At 63.8% G+C, this 16,236-nt stretch carries 13 protein-coding genes; 4 read left to right on the top strand and 9 right to left on the bottom strand.

Annotation, left to right across the window (positions count from 1 at the left end):
- Positions 1-61 precede the first annotated feature (61 nt).
- Positions 62-1,714 (bottom strand): cyclic peptide export ABC transporter, encoded by a 1,653-nt coding sequence (locus ACSSVC_RS25420; RefSeq protein WP_492611627.1) that lies wholly within the window; start codon positions 1,712-1,714, stop codon positions 62-64.
- A 200-nt stretch (positions 1,715-1,914) separates the two neighbouring features.
- On the opposite strand from ACSSVC_RS25420, the gene ACSSVC_RS25415 reads away from it, so the two are divergent.
- Positions 1,915-2,778 carry a formyltransferase family protein gene (locus tag ACSSVC_RS25415; RefSeq protein WP_492611626.1) on the top strand — a complete coding sequence of 288 codons (864 nt, stop codon included), beginning with the start codon at positions 1,915-1,917 and terminating at the stop codon, positions 2,776-2,778.
- Positions 2,779-2,832: 54 nt separating this feature from the next.
- On the opposite strand, the gene pvdO is transcribed toward ACSSVC_RS25415, so the two are convergent.
- From pvdO to pvdM, 3 genes are read right to left on the bottom strand one after another with little or no spacing between them, the layout of a single operon-like run.
- Positions 2,833-3,726, bottom strand: coding sequence for a dihydropyoverdine dehydrogenase (gene pvdO / locus ACSSVC_RS25410; protein WP_404937372.1), 894 nt, complete (start codon positions 3,724-3,726; stop codon positions 2,833-2,835).
- A 43-nt stretch (positions 3,727-3,769) separates the two neighbouring features.
- Complete coding sequence (gene pvdN / locus ACSSVC_RS25405; protein WP_492611625.1) at positions 3,770-5,080, bottom strand: pyoverdine-tailoring periplasmic protein PvdN; 1,311 nt, start codon at positions 5,078-5,080, stop codon at positions 3,770-3,772.
- Between the two features lie 21 nt (positions 5,081-5,101).
- Positions 5,102-6,475, bottom strand: coding sequence for a pyoverdine-tailoring dipeptidase-like protein PvdM (gene pvdM / locus ACSSVC_RS25400; protein WP_404937370.1), 1,374 nt, complete (start codon positions 6,473-6,475; stop codon positions 5,102-5,104).
- Positions 6,476-6,682: 207 nt separating this feature from the next.
- On the opposite strand from pvdM, the gene pvdP reads away from it, so the two are divergent.
- Positions 6,683-8,311 carry a pyoverdine maturation tyrosinase PvdP gene (gene pvdP / locus ACSSVC_RS25395; RefSeq protein WP_492611624.1) on the top strand — a complete coding sequence of 543 codons (1,629 nt, stop codon included), beginning with the start codon at positions 6,683-6,685 and terminating at the stop codon, positions 8,309-8,311.
- A 10-nt stretch (positions 8,312-8,321) separates the two neighbouring features.
- On the opposite strand, the gene ACSSVC_RS25390 is transcribed toward pvdP, so the two are convergent.
- From ACSSVC_RS25390 to ACSSVC_RS25370, 5 genes are all read right to left on the bottom strand, one after another.
- On the bottom strand, positions 8,322-8,759 hold the full coding sequence (locus tag ACSSVC_RS25390) for an SMI1/KNR4 family protein (RefSeq protein ID WP_404937368.1): 438 nt from the start codon (positions 8,757-8,759) through the stop codon (positions 8,322-8,324).
- Between the two features lie 18 nt (positions 8,760-8,777).
- Entirely contained in the window at positions 8,778-9,077 is a 300-nt protein-coding gene (locus ACSSVC_RS25385) for a hypothetical protein (protein ID WP_492611623.1), read from the bottom strand.
- A gap of 100 nt (positions 9,078-9,177) precedes the next feature.
- The gene (locus ACSSVC_RS25380) at positions 9,178-10,569 is read right to left on the bottom strand and encodes an efflux transporter outer membrane subunit (protein WP_492611622.1); all 1,392 of its coding nucleotides are present in this window, start codon (positions 10,567-10,569) and stop codon (positions 9,178-9,180) included.
- Between the two features lie 7 nt (positions 10,570-10,576).
- Entirely contained in the window at positions 10,577-12,550 is a 1,974-nt protein-coding gene (locus ACSSVC_RS25375; protein WP_492611621.1) for a MacB family efflux pump subunit, read from the bottom strand.
- Positions 12,551-13,723: an efflux RND transporter periplasmic adaptor subunit gene (locus ACSSVC_RS25370; RefSeq protein WP_492611620.1), complete on the bottom strand. Its 1,173-nt coding sequence runs from the start codon at positions 13,721-13,723 to the stop codon at positions 12,551-12,553. It lies immediately after the preceding gene.
- A gap of 275 nt (positions 13,724-13,998) precedes the next feature.
- Between ACSSVC_RS25370 and ACSSVC_RS25365 the strand changes: the two genes are divergently transcribed.
- Positions 13,999-14,532 (top strand): sigma-70 family RNA polymerase sigma factor, encoded by a 534-nt coding sequence (locus tag ACSSVC_RS25365; protein WP_402887581.1) that lies wholly within the window; start codon positions 13,999-14,001, stop codon positions 14,530-14,532.
- A 149-nt stretch (positions 14,533-14,681) separates the two neighbouring features.
- Positions 14,682-16,019: a lysine N(6)-hydroxylase/L-ornithine N(5)-oxygenase family protein gene (locus ACSSVC_RS25360; RefSeq protein WP_404937364.1), complete on the top strand. Its 1,338-nt coding sequence runs from the start codon at positions 14,682-14,684 to the stop codon at positions 16,017-16,019.
- Positions 16,020-16,236: the final 217 nt, after the last annotated feature.

The raw sequence follows: 16,236 nt of genomic DNA, 5'->3' as shown, positions 1-16,236 counted from the left end.
TAATGGTATTAATTCTCAGTTCTGTCTGTATGACGCATCAGCTGCCATAAACCGGAAACAATCACGCCGGTTGCAGTTCAGTCAGGACTCGTCCGGCCTTCATGCGCACCAACTGATCGGCAATGTCGAAGTAGCGATCGTCGTGGCTGATCACGATGATGGTCTTGCCCAGGCGTTTGAGATCGGGCAGCAGCTCGGTGTAGAAAATCCGCCGGAAGGCCGGGTCCTGGTCGGCGGCCCATTCGTCGAATACCAGCACCGGGCGTTCTTCCAGCCAGGCATTGACCAGGGCCAGGCGCTTGCGCTGGCCGGTGGACAGGTCGGTGGTGGTGAAGGCGTCATCCTTGACGCTGACCTTGTGGGCAATTTCCAGGCGGTTCAGGTACTGGGTGGCGACATCCAGCGACTTGCCGGCGTTGCCCTGGACCAGGTCGTCGAACAGGTAGTAGTCGGCAAATACCGTGGTGAACAACTGCCGGTAGTCATCCCGGGCCCGGTCGGTCACTGCTTCGCCGTTGAGACGGATTTCCCCGGACTGAGGCTGGTACAGGCCCAGCAACAGTTTGATCAGGGTGGTCTTGCCGCAGCCGTTCTCGCCGACGATGAAGACGATGTCGCCCTGCTTGATGTTCAGGTTGATCGGGCCCAGGTGGAACGGTTCGCTGCCTTCTACCGGTGGTGGGCTGTAGCGCACTTCGCGCAGTTCCAGGCTGTGCACCACCGCTTGCGGCGCTTCGCTGTCGTCCATCAGCAGATGCGGCTCGGGAGAGGAGAAGCGTTCGGACAGTTCGCTGATCCGGGCGAAGGCGATCTTTGCCTTGCCGACGATGGGCAGGTAGCCGACCACGTGCTCCAGGGGGCCCTTCATGTACAGCAGCACCAGCACGAAGCCGGTGATCACCGCGGGGTCCGGGTTCGGGTAGTAGGCCTGCATGGCCAGGGCCAGGCCGATGACCACGAAGAACAGCATCGAGCCGAAGCTCTTGGCCAGGATGTAGATGTTCACCGAACGCACCTGGATATCGCTGATGCGATCCGCGGTTCTCTGGATGCGCTGGGTGTTCATGCGAAAGCGCCGGGGCCGGTGGATACGCAGTTCCTTGGCACCGGAGGCGATCGCGTTGTAGTAGCGCTGCAGCTCGTCCTCATGGTCGCGAGCTTCATCGAAGCCCTTGATGCCCTTGCCGCCGGCCACCAACTGCACACTGGTGCCGATGATGATGGCCACCACCATCATCAGGAACATCGGCACCGAGAGGTACGCCAGGTAGCCCAGGCAACCCAGGGTGACGGTAGTGGCGATGGCCAGGGGAGTGAAGGCGAAAGAGAAGTCGCTGATGGTGTCGACGTCGTGGGTCAGCACCGGGATCAGGCGGTGGGAGCGATAGCGCTCGATCTGGGTGATGGGCGCCGAAAGTACTTTTTCACCCAGGTCCTTGCGCAGGGCAGCAATGATCCGTTGTCCCACATAGTTGGTGCCGATGTCCGAGACGATGGAACTGATCAGGGCCAGCACGCACAGGGCGGCGAAGGTCAGGACCACGCCCTGGGTCATGCCGGTCGCCGAGTGCAGGGCGTTGTTGATGGTGGCCAGCAACAGGGTGATGGCCAGGCCGCCGGCCATGCCCAGGGCAACGGAGATCACCACGATGGTGCGAAAGGGCCTGAGCAATGCGAGCAGACCGTTGAAGGCGCCGCGCTTGGGGTCGGTCATAAGTACTTCCCAGAGAGTGGATAGAGGGTCGTAGCACGCAGACCCTTACCCCTGACAAACGAAGCGCCGACGCCAGTATTTAGCTCGGCATGCCAGCCTCGCGGGCACTGCGGATAAATTGCCCTGCCTGTGGTTCGTTCTTGTTCTGTGGGCGCACGTGTATCGACGCAGTGCCTGAACCATTGAGCGAGAGCGAGCAAATGACAAAGAAGAATCTGGTGTATGTCTGGTCCCTGCGAAATGCCGCCGCCGACAAGGCCGGGCAGGCGGTGGCTTACAAGGACCACGAGCGCTATATGAAATCGGTGCTGGAATTTCTGGTTCAGACGCTGAACCAGACGCCCCTGGGCGAGGCCTACGAACTGGTGGGCGTGGTCTACGACGATGACGAGCAGTCGCCACGGGACCAGCAGCTGGTCAGCGACTACGGCTTTGCCTACCAGCCGGGCCGCCAGTGGCTGTACCCGGCGGACCTGGAAGTGCAGGGCAAGCGGGTCAACGACTTGCTGCTGAGCGTGCCGTCCACCTATCGTCGCCATCCCCGCGGCAGTGCCGAACACATCGCCGGCAAGCAGGATTTCGAACGCCGCCTGCACGACACTCTGGTGGAACTCAAAGCCGATATCGTGGTGCTCGACGGCCTGCTGGTGATCCTCGATGAGCTGGTACGCCCGGGAGCGCCTTTCGCCCGGCGGATCATGAACATCCACCCGGGCATCACCCGCATCGAGTCGCCCTATGAGCGTCGCGGAGCCTATGCCACCTGGAATGCCCTGTACGGCGCCCGTGGGCAGAAAGTAGTGGATTGGGCGACGAAGGAAACCGAGCCGACCGAGCCGTTATACCTGACCGGGGCGTCGTTCCACTACGTGGACAACGGTATCGACTCCGGCGAGGTGCTGCATGACGTGCTCAACACCGAAATCGGCCCCGAGGACACCATCCTCGAACTGCGCTGGAACAACTTCAACAACAGCCTGTTCCCGGCCTTGCGCCAGGGCCTGTGGCTGATGCTGGAGAATCTTCGTCAGGCTCAGGCCGACAAGTCCCGGGACGTCGCCTGATACTGTCAGTGGCCCGGTGCGGTTGTTGAGCCGGGCCGCTGTTCATCGGGGTGTCTACTTGTGGCTGGCGCCGGGCTGTTCCAGCTCACGCACGACTCGGAAGCTCAGCCAGTCGCCGCGCACTTCGCGCTTGCGGCTGTTGCGGTTGCCCGAACGCGAGAATACCGGTGCCTCGCCCCAGTCGTTGCCGCGGATCTGGGCGTCCAGGCACACCCCTTCCGACTCTTCCATCCATGCCCGGCCATCGGCAGGCGCGCCTGCATAGTCCGGGTGCCAGCAATCGGCGACCCACTCATAGGTATTGCCGTGCATGTCGTACATGCCGAAGGCATTGGGCGGATAGCTGCCCACCGGGGCGGTGAAGCTGAAGCCGTCCTTGGGGCCGTAGGTGTTGGCGTGCTGGGTGATCTGGTACTGGCCTTCCTCATCGAAAGGGAAGGGGAAGGAGCCGGTGCTGCCGGCGCGTGCGGCATATTCGCGTTCCGCCTCGCTGACCATGCGGTAGTGCTTGCCGGTTTTCTTCGACAGCCACTGGGTATAGGCCTGCACGTCGGCGTAGTCGACGCAGACCGCCGGCTGGCGCGGCCCCTGTTCATAGCGTGGCTTGCTGGCCTGGCACAGGCGGCCGGGGCGGTCGTCGCCGTCCTTGATCACAGTGCCGGTTTCGCGGATGTAGGCGTCAAGCTCGGCGGCGGTCACGTGGAAACGGCTCATGGCGAAGGCTTTCTTGAAGGTCACGGTGTGCTGCGGGCCTTCATCGGGCTCGCGGCCCACTTCGTCTTCCGGGGTGCCCATGACAAAGCTGCCGACAGGCAGGACTACCATTTCCGGGCAGTTCTTGCAGTCCTTGAACACGCTGCCGGGCTTGGGAGGTTCTACCGCGTGGGCGTTGAGGCTGATCAGGCAACCGGCCAGGGCGGCCAGGGAGGAGTAGGCGACGGGTTTCATCAGTCAATAGCCTTGTGCAATGTGAGTTCAGGGGGCCAACGGCTCAGGCGGTCTTGCTGCTGCGCAGGCGTTTGCCCAGCAGGTCCATGGTCCGGTCGATATCCGCCTCGCTGTTGAGCAGGCCGGGGGCCATGCGCACTACCGGCCCGGCATCACGGTCTACTGCGTCCACCAGGATGCGGTTCTCGATCAGCCAGGCGGCGGTGGCATCGGTGTCCAGGTTCTGGCCACGGAAGAAGGTGAAGCCGGCGGAATGCTCCGGGCTCAGGGGCGTGACCAGTTCGATGCCTGGGTGCTCCTGCAGGCGCTGCTTGAGGTAGCTGTTGAGTTCATGGATTCGCGACTGGATGTTGGCCTTGCCCAGCTGCATGTGCAGGTCGAAGGCCTGGTCCACGGCCCAGCGGTGCTCGAAGCTGTGGTAGCCACCGGGGGTCATGATGGTGGCGAAGTTCTGGTTTTCGGAGAAGGTCGCCACCATCGGCGTCAGGTGCTCGAGTTGTTCCGAGCGCGAGCAGAAGATCCCGGTGCCGCGCGGGCCGAACATCCATTTGTGGGTGCCGGCGACGAAGAAGTCGCAGTTCAGGTCGGCGAAGGTGATGTTCTCCACCCCCAGCCCGTGCACGCCATCGACGCAGTAGAGAATCCGCTCGTGCTCATCGCGATTGCGGTTGTGCTGGTCCACCAGCTTGCCGATCTCGCCGATCGGCAGTTTCACGCCGCTGCCCGACTGCACCCAGGTCATGCCCAGTACGCGGGTGTTGGCGCGGATGTTGCGATCGATGTTGCCCAGCACTTCGTCGGTGGACATCCGGTGGGGCGACTTGAACAGTTCGATGGTGCGCACCTGGGTGCCGTCGCGCTGGGTGCGGTACTTCAGCGCGTTGCGGGTCGAGTAGTGCTCGTGAATCGTGGTCAGGATCTCCTGTCCGGGGCGCACGTGGATGCCGCCATACATCAGGGCCAGGCCTTCTGTGGTGCTGCCGGTCAAGGCCACCTGGCCGGGCTTGATCTGCAGGTAGCGGCCGACACTTTCGCGCACCTGGGCCTCGCGCTGCCAGGTGTACTGGGTGTCGTAGTCCATGGCCAGGGCCGGGTTGCGATCGAGCACTGCCCGGTACTTTTCGATGGCCTCGCGCACCGGCCTCGGGTGCGAGGTGATCAGGAAGTTGGAAAGGTGTACGTAATCCGGGTCAAGGTCGAACAATTGGCGCAGTTGGGTCCATTGTGCGGTGCTCACGGCCACGGTCGACGGCGTGGCACTGTCGCCCCGGGCCTGGCTGATGGCGAGGTTGCCCAGGGGCAGGGCGGCGGCCAACAGGCCTGCTTGTTTGAGGAATGTCCGACGATTGGTCACAGGAAGGCTCGTGGTCATGGGTTAGCCGGCGATGGCGGGTTGAGGGGCGGGTTTTGCAGGCTTGGCCAGTTTCTGCACCTGTTCCCAGACGCGCAGATAGTTCTCGCCCCAGAGCTTGGCGATCTCGATATCGCTGTAGCCACGCTGGATCAGCTCGGCGGTGACGTTGCGGTTGTCCGCCACGCTCATCCAGCCATTGACGCCGCCGCCCTCGTTGAAATCGGAGCTGATGCCGACGTGGTCGATGCCGACTTTCTTCACTGTGTAATCGATGGCGTCGACATAGTCCTTGAGGCTGGCCTTGGGCTCTTCATCGAGGATGCCGTACAGGGAGCTGGCGTATTCGCCAAAGCGCTGTTCCGGCCAGATGGTGATCACGGCGTCGCCGGGCATCAGTGCGTTCTCCAGGCCTTGCAGCGGCCCGAGGTCGAAGCGCTTGCGCAAGGCATTGAGCTTGTCCAGGGTCGGCTGGCTGAGGGGGCGCAGGTAGGTGGAGAAGCCCACGACCTGGATCACCCCGCCGGTGGCCTTGATCTGTTGCATTTCCTGGTCGCTGAGGTTGCGCGGGATATCCACCAGCGCCCTGGGGGCGGAGTGAGAAGCCACCACCGGTGCCCGGGTCAGGCTCGCAACGTCGTCCAGGGCCTTGCTCGACATCTGCGAGACGTCGATCACCACCCCCAGGTCATTGAGGCGCTGCACGGCCTGTTTGCCGATGGGCGAGAGACCGCCAAGGGCGTCACGGGTGTCATTGAAGAAGGGCAGCGGGCGCGACGAGTCGGCCCATTCGTTGTTGCCGACATAGCTGAAGCCGAACAGGCGCATCCCCCGGGCAGTCCACTGGTCCAGCTGGTCCAGGTCGTCGCCCATGGCGTAGGCGTTGAGCAGGCTGATCACCACCGCCACCTTGCCTTCGGAGGCAATGCGGCGCAGGTCGGCGGGGGTGTAGGCAATCGCGGTCTGGTTGGGGAAGTCACGCACCATGCCCTGGATGATCCGGTAACGGGTCTCGCGCTGGTGGCGGGCTTCCTCGACGAAGCCAGCGGTGGGGCGGTGCGGCGCGTTGGGGCCGTTCCACATTTCCGGCCAGGCCAGAATGCTCAGGGCGGCCCCGGACATGCGGCCGCGACCGGCCTTGACCAGGTCGAACTGGCGAGAGGTGTCCTTGTCCGCTTCGCTGCCTTCGGTGCCGAAATCCAGGGGTACAGTGATGTGGCTGTCGAAGGAAATGATGCGCTCCTGCAGGTCGTTGGCGTGCTTGACGATCTCGTTGGGGTAGGACACCCGGTCCTTCCAGTAGTAGTGCCAGGCCGCGCCGGCACCGACACCGAGGGCGGCGACGATAAGTATCAGCAGGCTCAGATAGAGGGTTTTCTTACCAGATATTTTGATCATTGCTATCCCAGTCGCAGGCGGGCTGATGACGGGGTCGGGCCCTGGGGTTCAGTGCTGCCGGGTCCGACCTTTTGTGCACATCTATCCGCGATAAACGAGCTGGCCGAGAGCAAATTTAGCGTTCCGGGAATCGCTGGCCGGTAAATTTCCCTGCAAATCCAACGTTCTAGCTAGATGCGTGACGCGCCACTGGATAAAGGTAGAGCGATGAGGTTTTCGAGAAGAGGATTTTTGACCGGTCTGGCGGTGACAGGAGCAGCTATCCCTGTGGCGTTCTACACCCAGAAGGAGTTGCTGCGTCAGGATGTTCGTCGCAAGGAAGAGCAGGAGATCACCCCCGGGGAAGCCAAGCTGGAGGTGGCCCTGGACCCTGGCGTGCGCCTTGCCGATCACCTGCGGGGCATCTGGGATATCGTGTTCCTTGACGCCAACGGACCGCAATCCCTGCCTCGTAAAGGGTGTGAGTTGTTGCTGGATGCCGGCCCCGCCGGGCGCGGCTTGCGCGGTGTCCTGGGACGCGCGCAGAGCCTGCGAGGCGATGGCCCGGTGGAGTTCCTGGTGCAGGGCGACCTGGCGTCGGTGGATGCCGCCAAGCTGCGCTGGCGTCTGTTTGCCGGTGGCCGGATATCCGGCGCCCCCAGTCATGAGTGTCAGGTGGTGCTCGACGAGGTCTGGGCCAGTTGGGGCAATGCCGGTAGTGGCACCCTCAGTGGCAGCCTGCAGTCGTTGCAGGCGTCGCCGCTGGCGCCGGTATCCGCGGCGCGTTTTGTAGCGCGCAAGCGGGTCTTTCCTGCCGCCCGGGACCAGAGCGGGTTGAGTCCCGCTTTGCTGGCGTGGCTGGTATCGCCACAGCACCGCCTGTTCCACCAACTCTGGCACGCCTCGCGGGACCGTTGGCACACCCTGCCCAAGGACAAGCGCAACAGTTTGCGAGGGCTCGGCTGGCAGCCGGGCCCGGTCAAGCATGAGCGTGATGCCCGTGGGCGGCGCAAGCATCGCAATGCCTCGGGCATCGACTTTCTGTTCATGCACCGGCACATGTTGCTGCACGCCCGCTCGTTGCAGCCGGACCTGGTGTCCTGGCACCAGTTGCCGCAGCCCTGTGCCCGTCTTGAGCAGGACCGGCAGGCCTTTATCCGCTATTACGAAAACCATGACGGCTGTTCGGTGCCGCCGGCCTGGGTGGCCGACGACGATGAAGAGTTCACCCAATGGCTGCACGGGCTGAAAAGCGATGCGGCGTTCTATGGCAATTTCCAGGTCTGGGAGTCGCAGTACCAGGACCCCGAGTACCTCAGTCGCCTGACCCTGGGCCAGTTCGGGTCCGAGGTCGAGCTGGGCCTGCACGACTGGCTGCATATGCGCTGGGCTGATGTCGCCCGCGATCCTTCCAACGGCATGCCAGTGATGGAAGCTCGCCTGTCCTCGGACTTCGCCGGGCGCTGGTACCAGCCCCAGAACGACTTTCTCGGCGATCCCTTCTCGTCCCACGTGCACCCCATGTTCTGGAAATTCCATGGCTGGATCGATGACCGGATCGACGACTGGTTCCGGGCCCACGAGCGCTACCACCCCGGCGAAGTGTTGCGCCGCGAGGTCAATGGCGTGCCCTGGTTCGCTCCCGGGCGCTGGGTCGAGATCGACGACCCGTGGCTGGGGGCCTCGACCCATGGCTGCGGCCCCCTGGGCAATGCCCCGGGAGAAATGTCCCTGGAGATGGATCAGGAAGTCATGAAGCTGGCCTTGCGCATCGCCCTGAGCCGCGACGAAGAGGTGCCGGACCTGCTCAAGCGGGCACCGCGGCGGCCCTGGTATGCCCAGCACTTGAAGCTGTGAGGCGGGGGATTCAGTTGCTCAGGGCCACTTCGGCGACGAAGCTCAAGAGCCCACTGTATCGGCTGGTTTGCCATTGCCCGCAGCTGTGGTCGAAAAACTCGACCGGCGCCAGGCAGTGCCGGTTATCGATCCTGAACCCGTAGAAGTCACCGCAGCCGTTCTCTGAAAACAGCAGGTGACTGCGGGCGATGGCCGGGTGCGCTCGGTTGATCTCCACCAGGTGGAAATCGCTGCTGCTGTCCAGTGAGTAGAGCGTGCCCAGGGCAAAGTAGCCGCCGCCGCACTCCTTGAGGAACCAGGCGTAATCGGCTGGCAGTTGCAGCCCCAAGGCCTGCTGCGCCTCCAGGATCTGGGCTTGGCTGGCAAGGCGGTCCGACGGTAGTTCGAACCAGATCGGATGGCTGCGCTTGCGCTCGCTCAGCAGTTGCTTGAAGTTCTCAACGTTCATTTTTTGCTCCTTGCGCGGTCAGTCGTCCGCCAGGATGGCCCGGGCGCCGTGCCGCTCCAGTAAGTCCTGCAACGCCTCCAGCTCTGCGGCGGGCGGCGGCTGGCCGGTCACTGCCGCGTAGATCTCATTGAGAATGATGTCCGCGTCCCTGTGGGTGAGCTGCGCCATCAGCTGCGCCAGATTGCGGTCGCACAAGTGCGGGTACAGCAGCACCAGAAGGCGGTTGTAGTCGCGGCTGTCGAGCCCGTTGGGGTAGACCTTGCGCAGCAGGGGCAGCAGGTCTGCCAGTGGATCGCGTGGCGCGTTTTCGAGGGGCATGGGGTTCTGTTGGCGGTGGGGCGGGAGGGGATTCTAAGCGATTTAACGCTCGACCGCTGCGCTGGACGCAGGAGTGGCCGGGCCGGCCACTCCCGCCGTGTCAGTGGCTCCAGCCGCCACCCAGGGCTTTGTACAGGGCGATGCTCGATTGCAGGCGCGACAGCCGCAGTTGCACGTTCTGATCCTGGGCGGTGTACAGGGTGCGCTGGGTTTCCAGGACCGTCAGTAAGTCTTCGGCGCCGGCCTGATAGCGGCTCTGGGCGATCTCGAAGGCGCGCTGCGCCTGGTTCAGCTCTTCGCTCTGCCACTGGCGCTGCTGGTCCAGGCCGCGAATGCTATTGAGGGCTTTTTCCACATCGGCAAAACCATTGATGATCGCCCCGCGATAAGTCTCCAGCAGCTCTTGCTGGCGCGCGGTGGCCCTGTCCCGTTCGGCGCCCAGGCGCCCGTTGTTGAAGATCGGCGCCACTAGGCCGGAGGCGAGGTTGTAGAAGGGGTTGCGCAAGACATCGCCCAGCTTGTCGGAGCCCGTGCCCAGGTTGGCGGTCAGGGTCAGGGTTGGCAGCATTGCCGCTCGCGCCACCTTGACGTCAGCCTGGGCCGCTGCCAGCCGGGCCTCGGCACCGGCGATATCGGGACGGCGGGTCAGCAGTTCGCTGGGCACTCCGGCATCGATGGTCGGCCAGTTCAATTGGGCAAAGGGCTGGTCGCTCAGTTTCAGGCTCTGCACCGGCCGGCCTAGCAGGGCAGCAAGGGTGATCAGGTTTTCTTCAGCCTGTTGCCGAACCAGCGGCACCTGGCGTTGCTGGGCGGCCACCAGGCTCTTTTGCTGGGCCAGTTCCAGGGCGGTGGCCGAGCCGGAGTCGTAGCGGGTCTGCACCAGTTGCAGCACGTTCTGTGCATTGGCCAGGTTGAGTTCGGCGATGCGCATTTGTTCCCGCAGCGACAGCGCCTGGGCATAGCTGTTGGCCACGCCGCTGAGCAGGGTCAGCTCCACGGTGGTCTGATCGAACTCGCTGGCCTGGACTCCGAGCAAGGCGCTGTCGTAGGCGGCGCGGCGGCCGCCCCAGAAGTCGACTTCATAGGTGGCGCTCAGGCCCGCATCTAACGAGTTCGTGACTTTGCTGTTGTTGCTGGAATCGAGCTGGCTGGAGTTGTTGCCCCGCAGCTGTTTTCTGCGGCTGGCGTTGAAGGTGCCATTGACGCTGGGCAGCAGCGGCGCCCCGGCCACGATGGCACTGGCCTGGGCCTGGCGGACCCGGGCCATGGCTGCGGCCAGGTCGTGGCTGCCGGCCCGGGCTTCGACGATCAGTTGATCCAGCTCCGGGCTGCCGAAACGGGTCCACCAGCGCAGGTCTTGCTGCCGGGCGCCCTGGTTGGCGGGAGAGTGCCAGGACGCCGGTGCTTGCAGGCCACTTTCCGGGCGCGACGTGGGGCTGCTGCAGGCCGCCAGCAAGATGCTGGCGGCCAGGAGGGTCAGGTGCGCTTTCATAGGTCGATCATTCACTGGTAAGGGCCGTGACCGGGTCGAGCCGGGCAGCTTTGCGGGCCGGCATGAAGCCGAAGATGACGCCGGTGACCAGGGCGCAGGCGAAGGCGCCGAGCACTGCGGCCAGGGAGAAGGCCACTGCCACTTCGCTGAGGATCAGGATGCCGCCGATGATCAGGGCCACGCCGATGCCGGCCAGGCCGCCGACCACCGAGAGCATCACCGCTTCGGTGAGGAACTGGCGCAGGATGTCGCGCTGGCGGGCACCGGTGGCCATGCGGATACCGATTTCCCGGGTGCGTTCGCGCACGGTCATAAGCATGATGTTCATCACCCCGATGCCGCCCACCAGCAGCGAGATCGCGGCGATGGCACCGAGCATCAGCGACAGTGTGTTCTGGGTTCGGGCCTCGGCCTGGATCATCGCGGCATTGTTGGTCAGTTCGAAATCGCGCTTGCCGCCGTGCATGCGCAGCATCAGTTCATCGATCTCCTGTTCGGTCTGCTTGACCCGGCTGGCATCGGCGGCGGCAATCGCCACGTACTGCGGGTTGTGGTCGCCGAACAGGCGGATGCTGGCGGCGGAGTAGGGCACGGCGATGCGGTCGTCACTGTCGCTGTCGCCGGAACTGGCGCCTTTTTCCGAGAGTACGCCGACCACCTGGAACGGCACGTTTTCGATGAGGATGTACTGGCCGATGGGGTTGGTCACGTCCTTGAGGAGCTTTTCCCGGACCTTGTGGCCAATCACCGCCACTGCCGCCGCCGAGCGTTCGTCGGCCTCGCTGAAGTAGCTGCCCTGGGCCACGGGCCAGTTGAAGATATCCGGGAAGTTGGTGTCGTTGCCGCCCACGTAGCTCATGTAGTCGGCGTTGCCGAAACGCACCCCGGCCTTGGCGCCGTTGACGGCCATGATGCGTTTCACCTGGGGCAGGTTGGCCAGGGCTGCGACGTCATCGAGGGTGACGATGCCTTCCGGGGTGCGCGGGTTGGGTGAATAGCCGCTCAGGTAGATGATGTTCGAGCCAAAGGCGCCCATCTGCGCCATCACCTGGCGCTTGCTGCCTTCGCCCACCGCCAGCATCACCACCACCGAGGCCACGCCGATGACGATCCCCAGCAGGGTCAGGGCGGTGCGGAAGCGGTTGATCCACATCACCCGCCAGGCAGCCTGCACCGCTTCCAGCAGTTCGCCTTTCCAGGCGCCGGTGGCTTCGCTGCCGTCGGCCAGGCGCTGGCGCAGGTCCACCGCCTGCAAGGCGCCGGCATTGGCGCTCAGTTGCACCGACGGGTCCTGGTGGGCGGTGTCGCTGATGATCTCGCCGTCGCGGATCTCGATGATGCGCTTGGCCCGGGCTGCCACTTCACGGTCGTGGGTGATGAGGATCACCACGTGGCCCTGGCTGGCCAGTTCGTCCAGCAGGGTCATGACTTCGGCGCCGCTGTGGCTGTCCAGGGCGCCGGTGGGTTCGTCGGCGAGGATGATGTGGCCGCCGTTCATCAGGGCGCGGGCGATGGACACCCGTTGCTGCTGGCCTCCGGACAGTTGATGCGGGCGGTTGCCGCTGCGACTGGCCAGGCCCAGGCGCTCCAGCAGGGCGGCGGCGCGGGCGTGGCGTTCGGCGGTCGGGGTGCCGGCGTAGATGGCCGGCATCTCGACGTTTTCCTGGGCCGAGGCCGAGGGGATCAGGTGGTAGCCCTGGAACACGAAGCCAAAGGCTTCGCGGCGCAGCCAGGCCAGTTCGTCGCTGTCGAGCTGGGCGACGTTCTCCCCGGCGAACAGGTACTCGCCGGAGGTGGGGCGGTCCAGGCAGCCGAGGATGTTCATCAGGGTCGACTTGCCGGAACCGGAGGCGCCAACGATGGCGACGAATTCCCCGGCGTGGATCGACAGGTCGATGCCCCGCAGGACATCGACTTGCGGGCTGTCGCCGCCGCCGTAGGATTTGCGGATGTCTCTGAGGTCGATCAGCGGAGTCTGCATTCAACCCCCGCTGCTGTTGGCCGGGCCGATCAGCAGGTGATCGCCTTCGTTCAAACCGTCCATTACCTGGATGCGCAGGCGGTCGCTGATGCCGACTCGGACCTTGCGCTCGTCGATCGAACCGTTCTTGGCCACCACGCGGGCAATCTGCAGGTCCGGTTCAGTACTGCCCTGCAGAGCGGCGATGGGGGCGGTGAGGACATTTTTTGCCTGGTTGGCGACGAAGAACACTTGGGTGGTCATTTCCGCCATCAGCGCGTTGTCGGCGTTGTCCACGTCCAGCAGCACGGTATAGAGCACCACCCGGCCGCTGCCGCTCTTGCTGGTGCTGGTGGGGCTGCCGCTGCCCTGGCTGGTTTCGTTCAGGGGCTTGGGCGGGATCGGCAGGATCTGCCGCACGGTGCTGGTCCAGCGCCGGTTGCCGCCGCTCAGGGTGGTGAAGTAGGCGTGCATGCCGGGTTTGACGTGGCCGATATCGGCTTCCGAGACTTCGGCCCAGACGGTCATGGGCGAGAGTTTGGCGATGCGCAGGATCAACGGCGTCTGCTGCTGGGCGTTGAGGGTCTGGCCTTCGCGGGCGTCCACCGCGACCACGGTGCCGGACATGGGGGCGTAGATGCGCGTATAGCCCAGCTCCGCCTGGTCGCTGCGCAAGCTGGCCTGGGCCTGGCGGATCTGCGCCTTGTACATGTCAATCCGCGCCTGGGTGGCCTTGAGTTCGGCCTGGGCGGTCTGTACGTCTTCTTCGCGAGTGGCGCCGCCGGCCGCCAGGTTCTGTTGGCGCTGGTATTTCTGTCGGGCCAGTTGATTCTGGGCGTACTGCTCTTGCAGCTGCGCTTGCAGGTTCTCGATGGAGAAACGGCTGGCGTCGAGCTTGGCCTGTTGGGTGGAGGGGTCGATTTCCACCAGCAACTGGCCTTCCTTGACCTGGTCGCCGGACTCGACGTGGATCTTGCGGATCTGCCCGGAGGCCTGGGCGCCGACGTCGACATAGCGCCGAGGCTGCAGGGTGCCCAGGGCGGTGACGCTGCTTTCTATATCGCCGCGGCTGACTTGCACCGTCGCGAACTGATCCCGTCCAGGGGGAATGACGGTCCAGGCAGTGATGGCTACAACGGGAATCAAGCAGAGTGCGGCAAGCAGGGCGCGTCGGGTATGTCGGGGACGTTTCATGCAGGGTTCCGGCCAGGGGAAATCGGCCCGTCACAACTGCCGGCCGCACAAGGGGCAGCCAGGCTTGCGGCTGCCGCAGGAACGGCAGAGACGGGGAGCTGTCAGGTAAACGAGATGCCGGGGGGGGAATTTAACTGCCGACACATGGCGTTACAGCTGTCGGAATACTGAAAATAAACCCACCGCGGCACTGCGGTACTTTAAATCTATATGAGAATTACTATAAATTACGCCGCTACTAAACAGCCATCACGAATTACCGGGTGCAATCGGCCATTGCCGGTCTTGCTCAAGGACAGAATCGCCCCAGTGGGCGCTCGGGAGCCCTGTTGGAAAACTACTATCGCGAGCTGATGTGCTTCCTTAACGCCAAGCTGGGCAATCGCCAGGTGGCCGAGGATGTGGTGCACGACGCTTATGTGCGGGTCCTGGAGCGCTCCAGCGATACCCCCATCGAGCAGCCGCGGGCGTTTCTCTATCGTACGGCCCTGAACCTGGTGATCGACGGCCATCGGCGCAATGCCTTGCGCCAGTCCGAGCCCCTGGAGGTGCTGGACAACGAAGAGCGTTACTTCAACCCTTCGCCGCAGACCAGCCTGGATCATGGCCAGCGCCTGGAAATGCTGCAACGGGCCCTGGCCGAGCTGCCCCGGCTGTGTCGCGAGAGCTTCCTGCTGCGCAAGCTCGAAGGCCTGTCTCACCTGCAGATCGCCGAACAGCTGGGGATTTCCCGCAGCCTGGTGGAGAAACACATCGTCAATGCCATGAAGCATTGCCGGTCGCGCCTGCGCCAGTGGGATGCTCAATAACGCGTTGCCGTTGAGACGTATTTAGTTAAATTTTTTTTCATTGTCCTCGTCCCTACTCAACAGACGATCTGCTGTCCTGCATGGGCCAGTCGGGTCACCGTGACACTTTATCCCCCGCGTTGAGGCGGTTTATCCAGAGGACACTGGAAATGACACAGGCAATTGCATCGGCCCACGTTCACGATTTGATCGGTATCGGTTTCGGCCCCTCGAACCTGGCGCTGGCCATTGCGCTGGAAGAGCGCGGGCAGGAGCACGGTCCGCTGGACGCGCTGTTCCTCGACAAGCAGGCTGACTATCGCTGGCACGGCAATACCCTGGTAACCCAGAGCGAACTGCAGATTTCCTTCCTCAAGGACCTGGTGACCCTGCGCAACCCCACCAGCCCCTATTCCTTCGTCAACTACCTCAAGCACCACGGGCGCCTGGTGGACTTCATCAACCTGGGCACCTTCTATCCGTGCCGCATGGAGTTCAACGACTACCTGCGCTGGGTGGCCGGGCACTTCCAGGAACACAGCCGTTACGGCGAAGAAGTGCTGGCCATCGAGCCGGTGCTGCACAACCAGCAGGTCGAGGCGTTGCGGGTGATTTCCCGGGATGCCCAGGGCAGCGAACTGGTGCGCACCACCCGTTCGGTGGTGGTCAGTGCCGGCGGCACGGCGCGGATTCCGGAAACCTTCAAGGGGCTCAAGGGCGATGCGCGGGTGTTCCACCATTCCCAGTACCTGGAACGCATGGCCAGCCAGCCCTGTGTCAGTGGCAAGCCGATGAATATCGCCATCATCGGCGGCGGGCAGAGCGCGGCAGAAGCCTTCATCGACCTCAACGACAGTTTCCCTTCGGTGCAGGCCGACATCATCATGCGCGGTTCGGCACTCAAGCCGGCGGATGACAGCCCTTTCGTCAACGAAGTGTTCTCCCCGGCCTTCACCGACCTGGTGTTCCAGCAGACTGGCAGCGAGCGCGAGCGCCTGGTCAGCGAGTACCAAAACACCAACTACTCGGTGGTGGACATCGACCTGATCGAGCGGATCTACGGGATCTTCTATCGGCAGAAGGTTTCCGGCATCGCGCGCCACACCTTCCGCACCATGACCACGGTGGAGAAGGCCACCGCCACCGATCTGGGCATCGAGCTTACCCTGCGCAACAGTGCCAGCGGCGAGCGCGAAGTGCGTCACTACGATGCTGTGGTCCTGGCCACCGGCTACGAGCGGCAGATGCACCGCCAGCTGCTGGCGCCTCTGCAGGAATACCTGGGCGACTTCGAAGTGGACCGCAACTATCGCGTGATCACCGACGAGCGCTGCAAGGCCGGTATCTACATGCAGGGCTTCAGTCAGGCCAGTCATGGCTTGAGCGACACCTTGCTGTCGGTACTGCCGATTCGTGCCCAGGAGATTGCCGAGTCGCTGTACGAACATGGCAAGACCCGCGGTCACAGCCGCTCGGTACGCGACCTGCTGCTGGCCACCGCCAGCTGATCAGCGGCAAGGCATTTTTGCGCACATCTTCGCCGGCAAGCCGGCTCCTACGGTTGTCAGTGACAGTGTGGGGAGCCGTAGGCATCGGCTTGCCGGCGAAGGCGTTCCTGAACCTTGGCTGAAGAACTTTTCGATTCCCTCTGTCAGGGTTTTTCCCAGGTTTACTCTGCAAATAGTGCGGCGTAAGCTGCGCGCGTTTTCAATCAGTGGAGGCCCA

It is taken from the genome of Pseudomonas sp. E1BtOHC1 (genome assembly GCF_058744285.1).
Note: the sequence above shows the minus strand (reverse complement) of the source record. Positions and strands in the feature narration are given on the sequence as shown.

What these genes read in the sequence shown, in the direction of transcription:
- ACSSVC_RS25420 (WP_492611627.1), bottom strand. Translation starts at nt 1,714, where the DNA reads ATGACCGACCCCAAGCGCGGCGCCTTCAACGGTCTGCTCGCATTGCTC.
- ACSSVC_RS25415 (WP_492611626.1), top strand. Translation starts at nt 1,915, where the DNA reads ATGACAAAGAAGAATCTGGTGTATGTCTGGTCCCTGCGAAATGCCGCC.
- pvdO (WP_404937372.1), bottom strand. Translation starts at nt 3,726, where the DNA reads ATGAAACCCGTCGCCTACTCCTCCCTGGCCGCCCTGGCCGGTTGCCTG.
- pvdM (WP_404937370.1), bottom strand. Translation starts at nt 6,475, where the DNA reads ATGATCAAAATATCTGGTAAGAAAACCCTCTATCTGAGCCTGCTGATA.
- pvdP (WP_492611624.1), top strand. Translation starts at nt 6,683, where the DNA reads ATGAGGTTTTCGAGAAGAGGATTTTTGACCGGTCTGGCGGTGACAGGA.
- ACSSVC_RS25390 (WP_404937368.1), bottom strand. Translation starts at nt 8,759, where the DNA reads ATGAACGTTGAGAACTTCAAGCAACTGCTGAGCGAGCGCAAGCGCAGC.
- ACSSVC_RS25385 (WP_492611623.1), bottom strand. Translation starts at nt 9,077, where the DNA reads ATGCCCCTCGAAAACGCGCCACGCGATCCACTGGCAGACCTGCTGCCC.
- ACSSVC_RS25380 (WP_492611622.1), bottom strand. Translation starts at nt 10,569, where the DNA reads ATGAAAGCGCACCTGACCCTCCTGGCCGCCAGCATCTTGCTGGCGGCC.
- ACSSVC_RS25375 (WP_492611621.1), bottom strand. Translation starts at nt 12,550, where the DNA reads ATGCAGACTCCGCTGATCGACCTCAGAGACATCCGCAAATCCTACGGC.
- ACSSVC_RS25370 (WP_492611620.1), bottom strand. Translation starts at nt 13,723, where the DNA reads ATGAAACGTCCCCGACATACCCGACGCGCCCTGCTTGCCGCACTCTGC.
- ACSSVC_RS25360 (WP_404937364.1), top strand. Translation starts at nt 14,682, where the DNA reads ATGACACAGGCAATTGCATCGGCCCACGTTCACGATTTGATCGGTATC.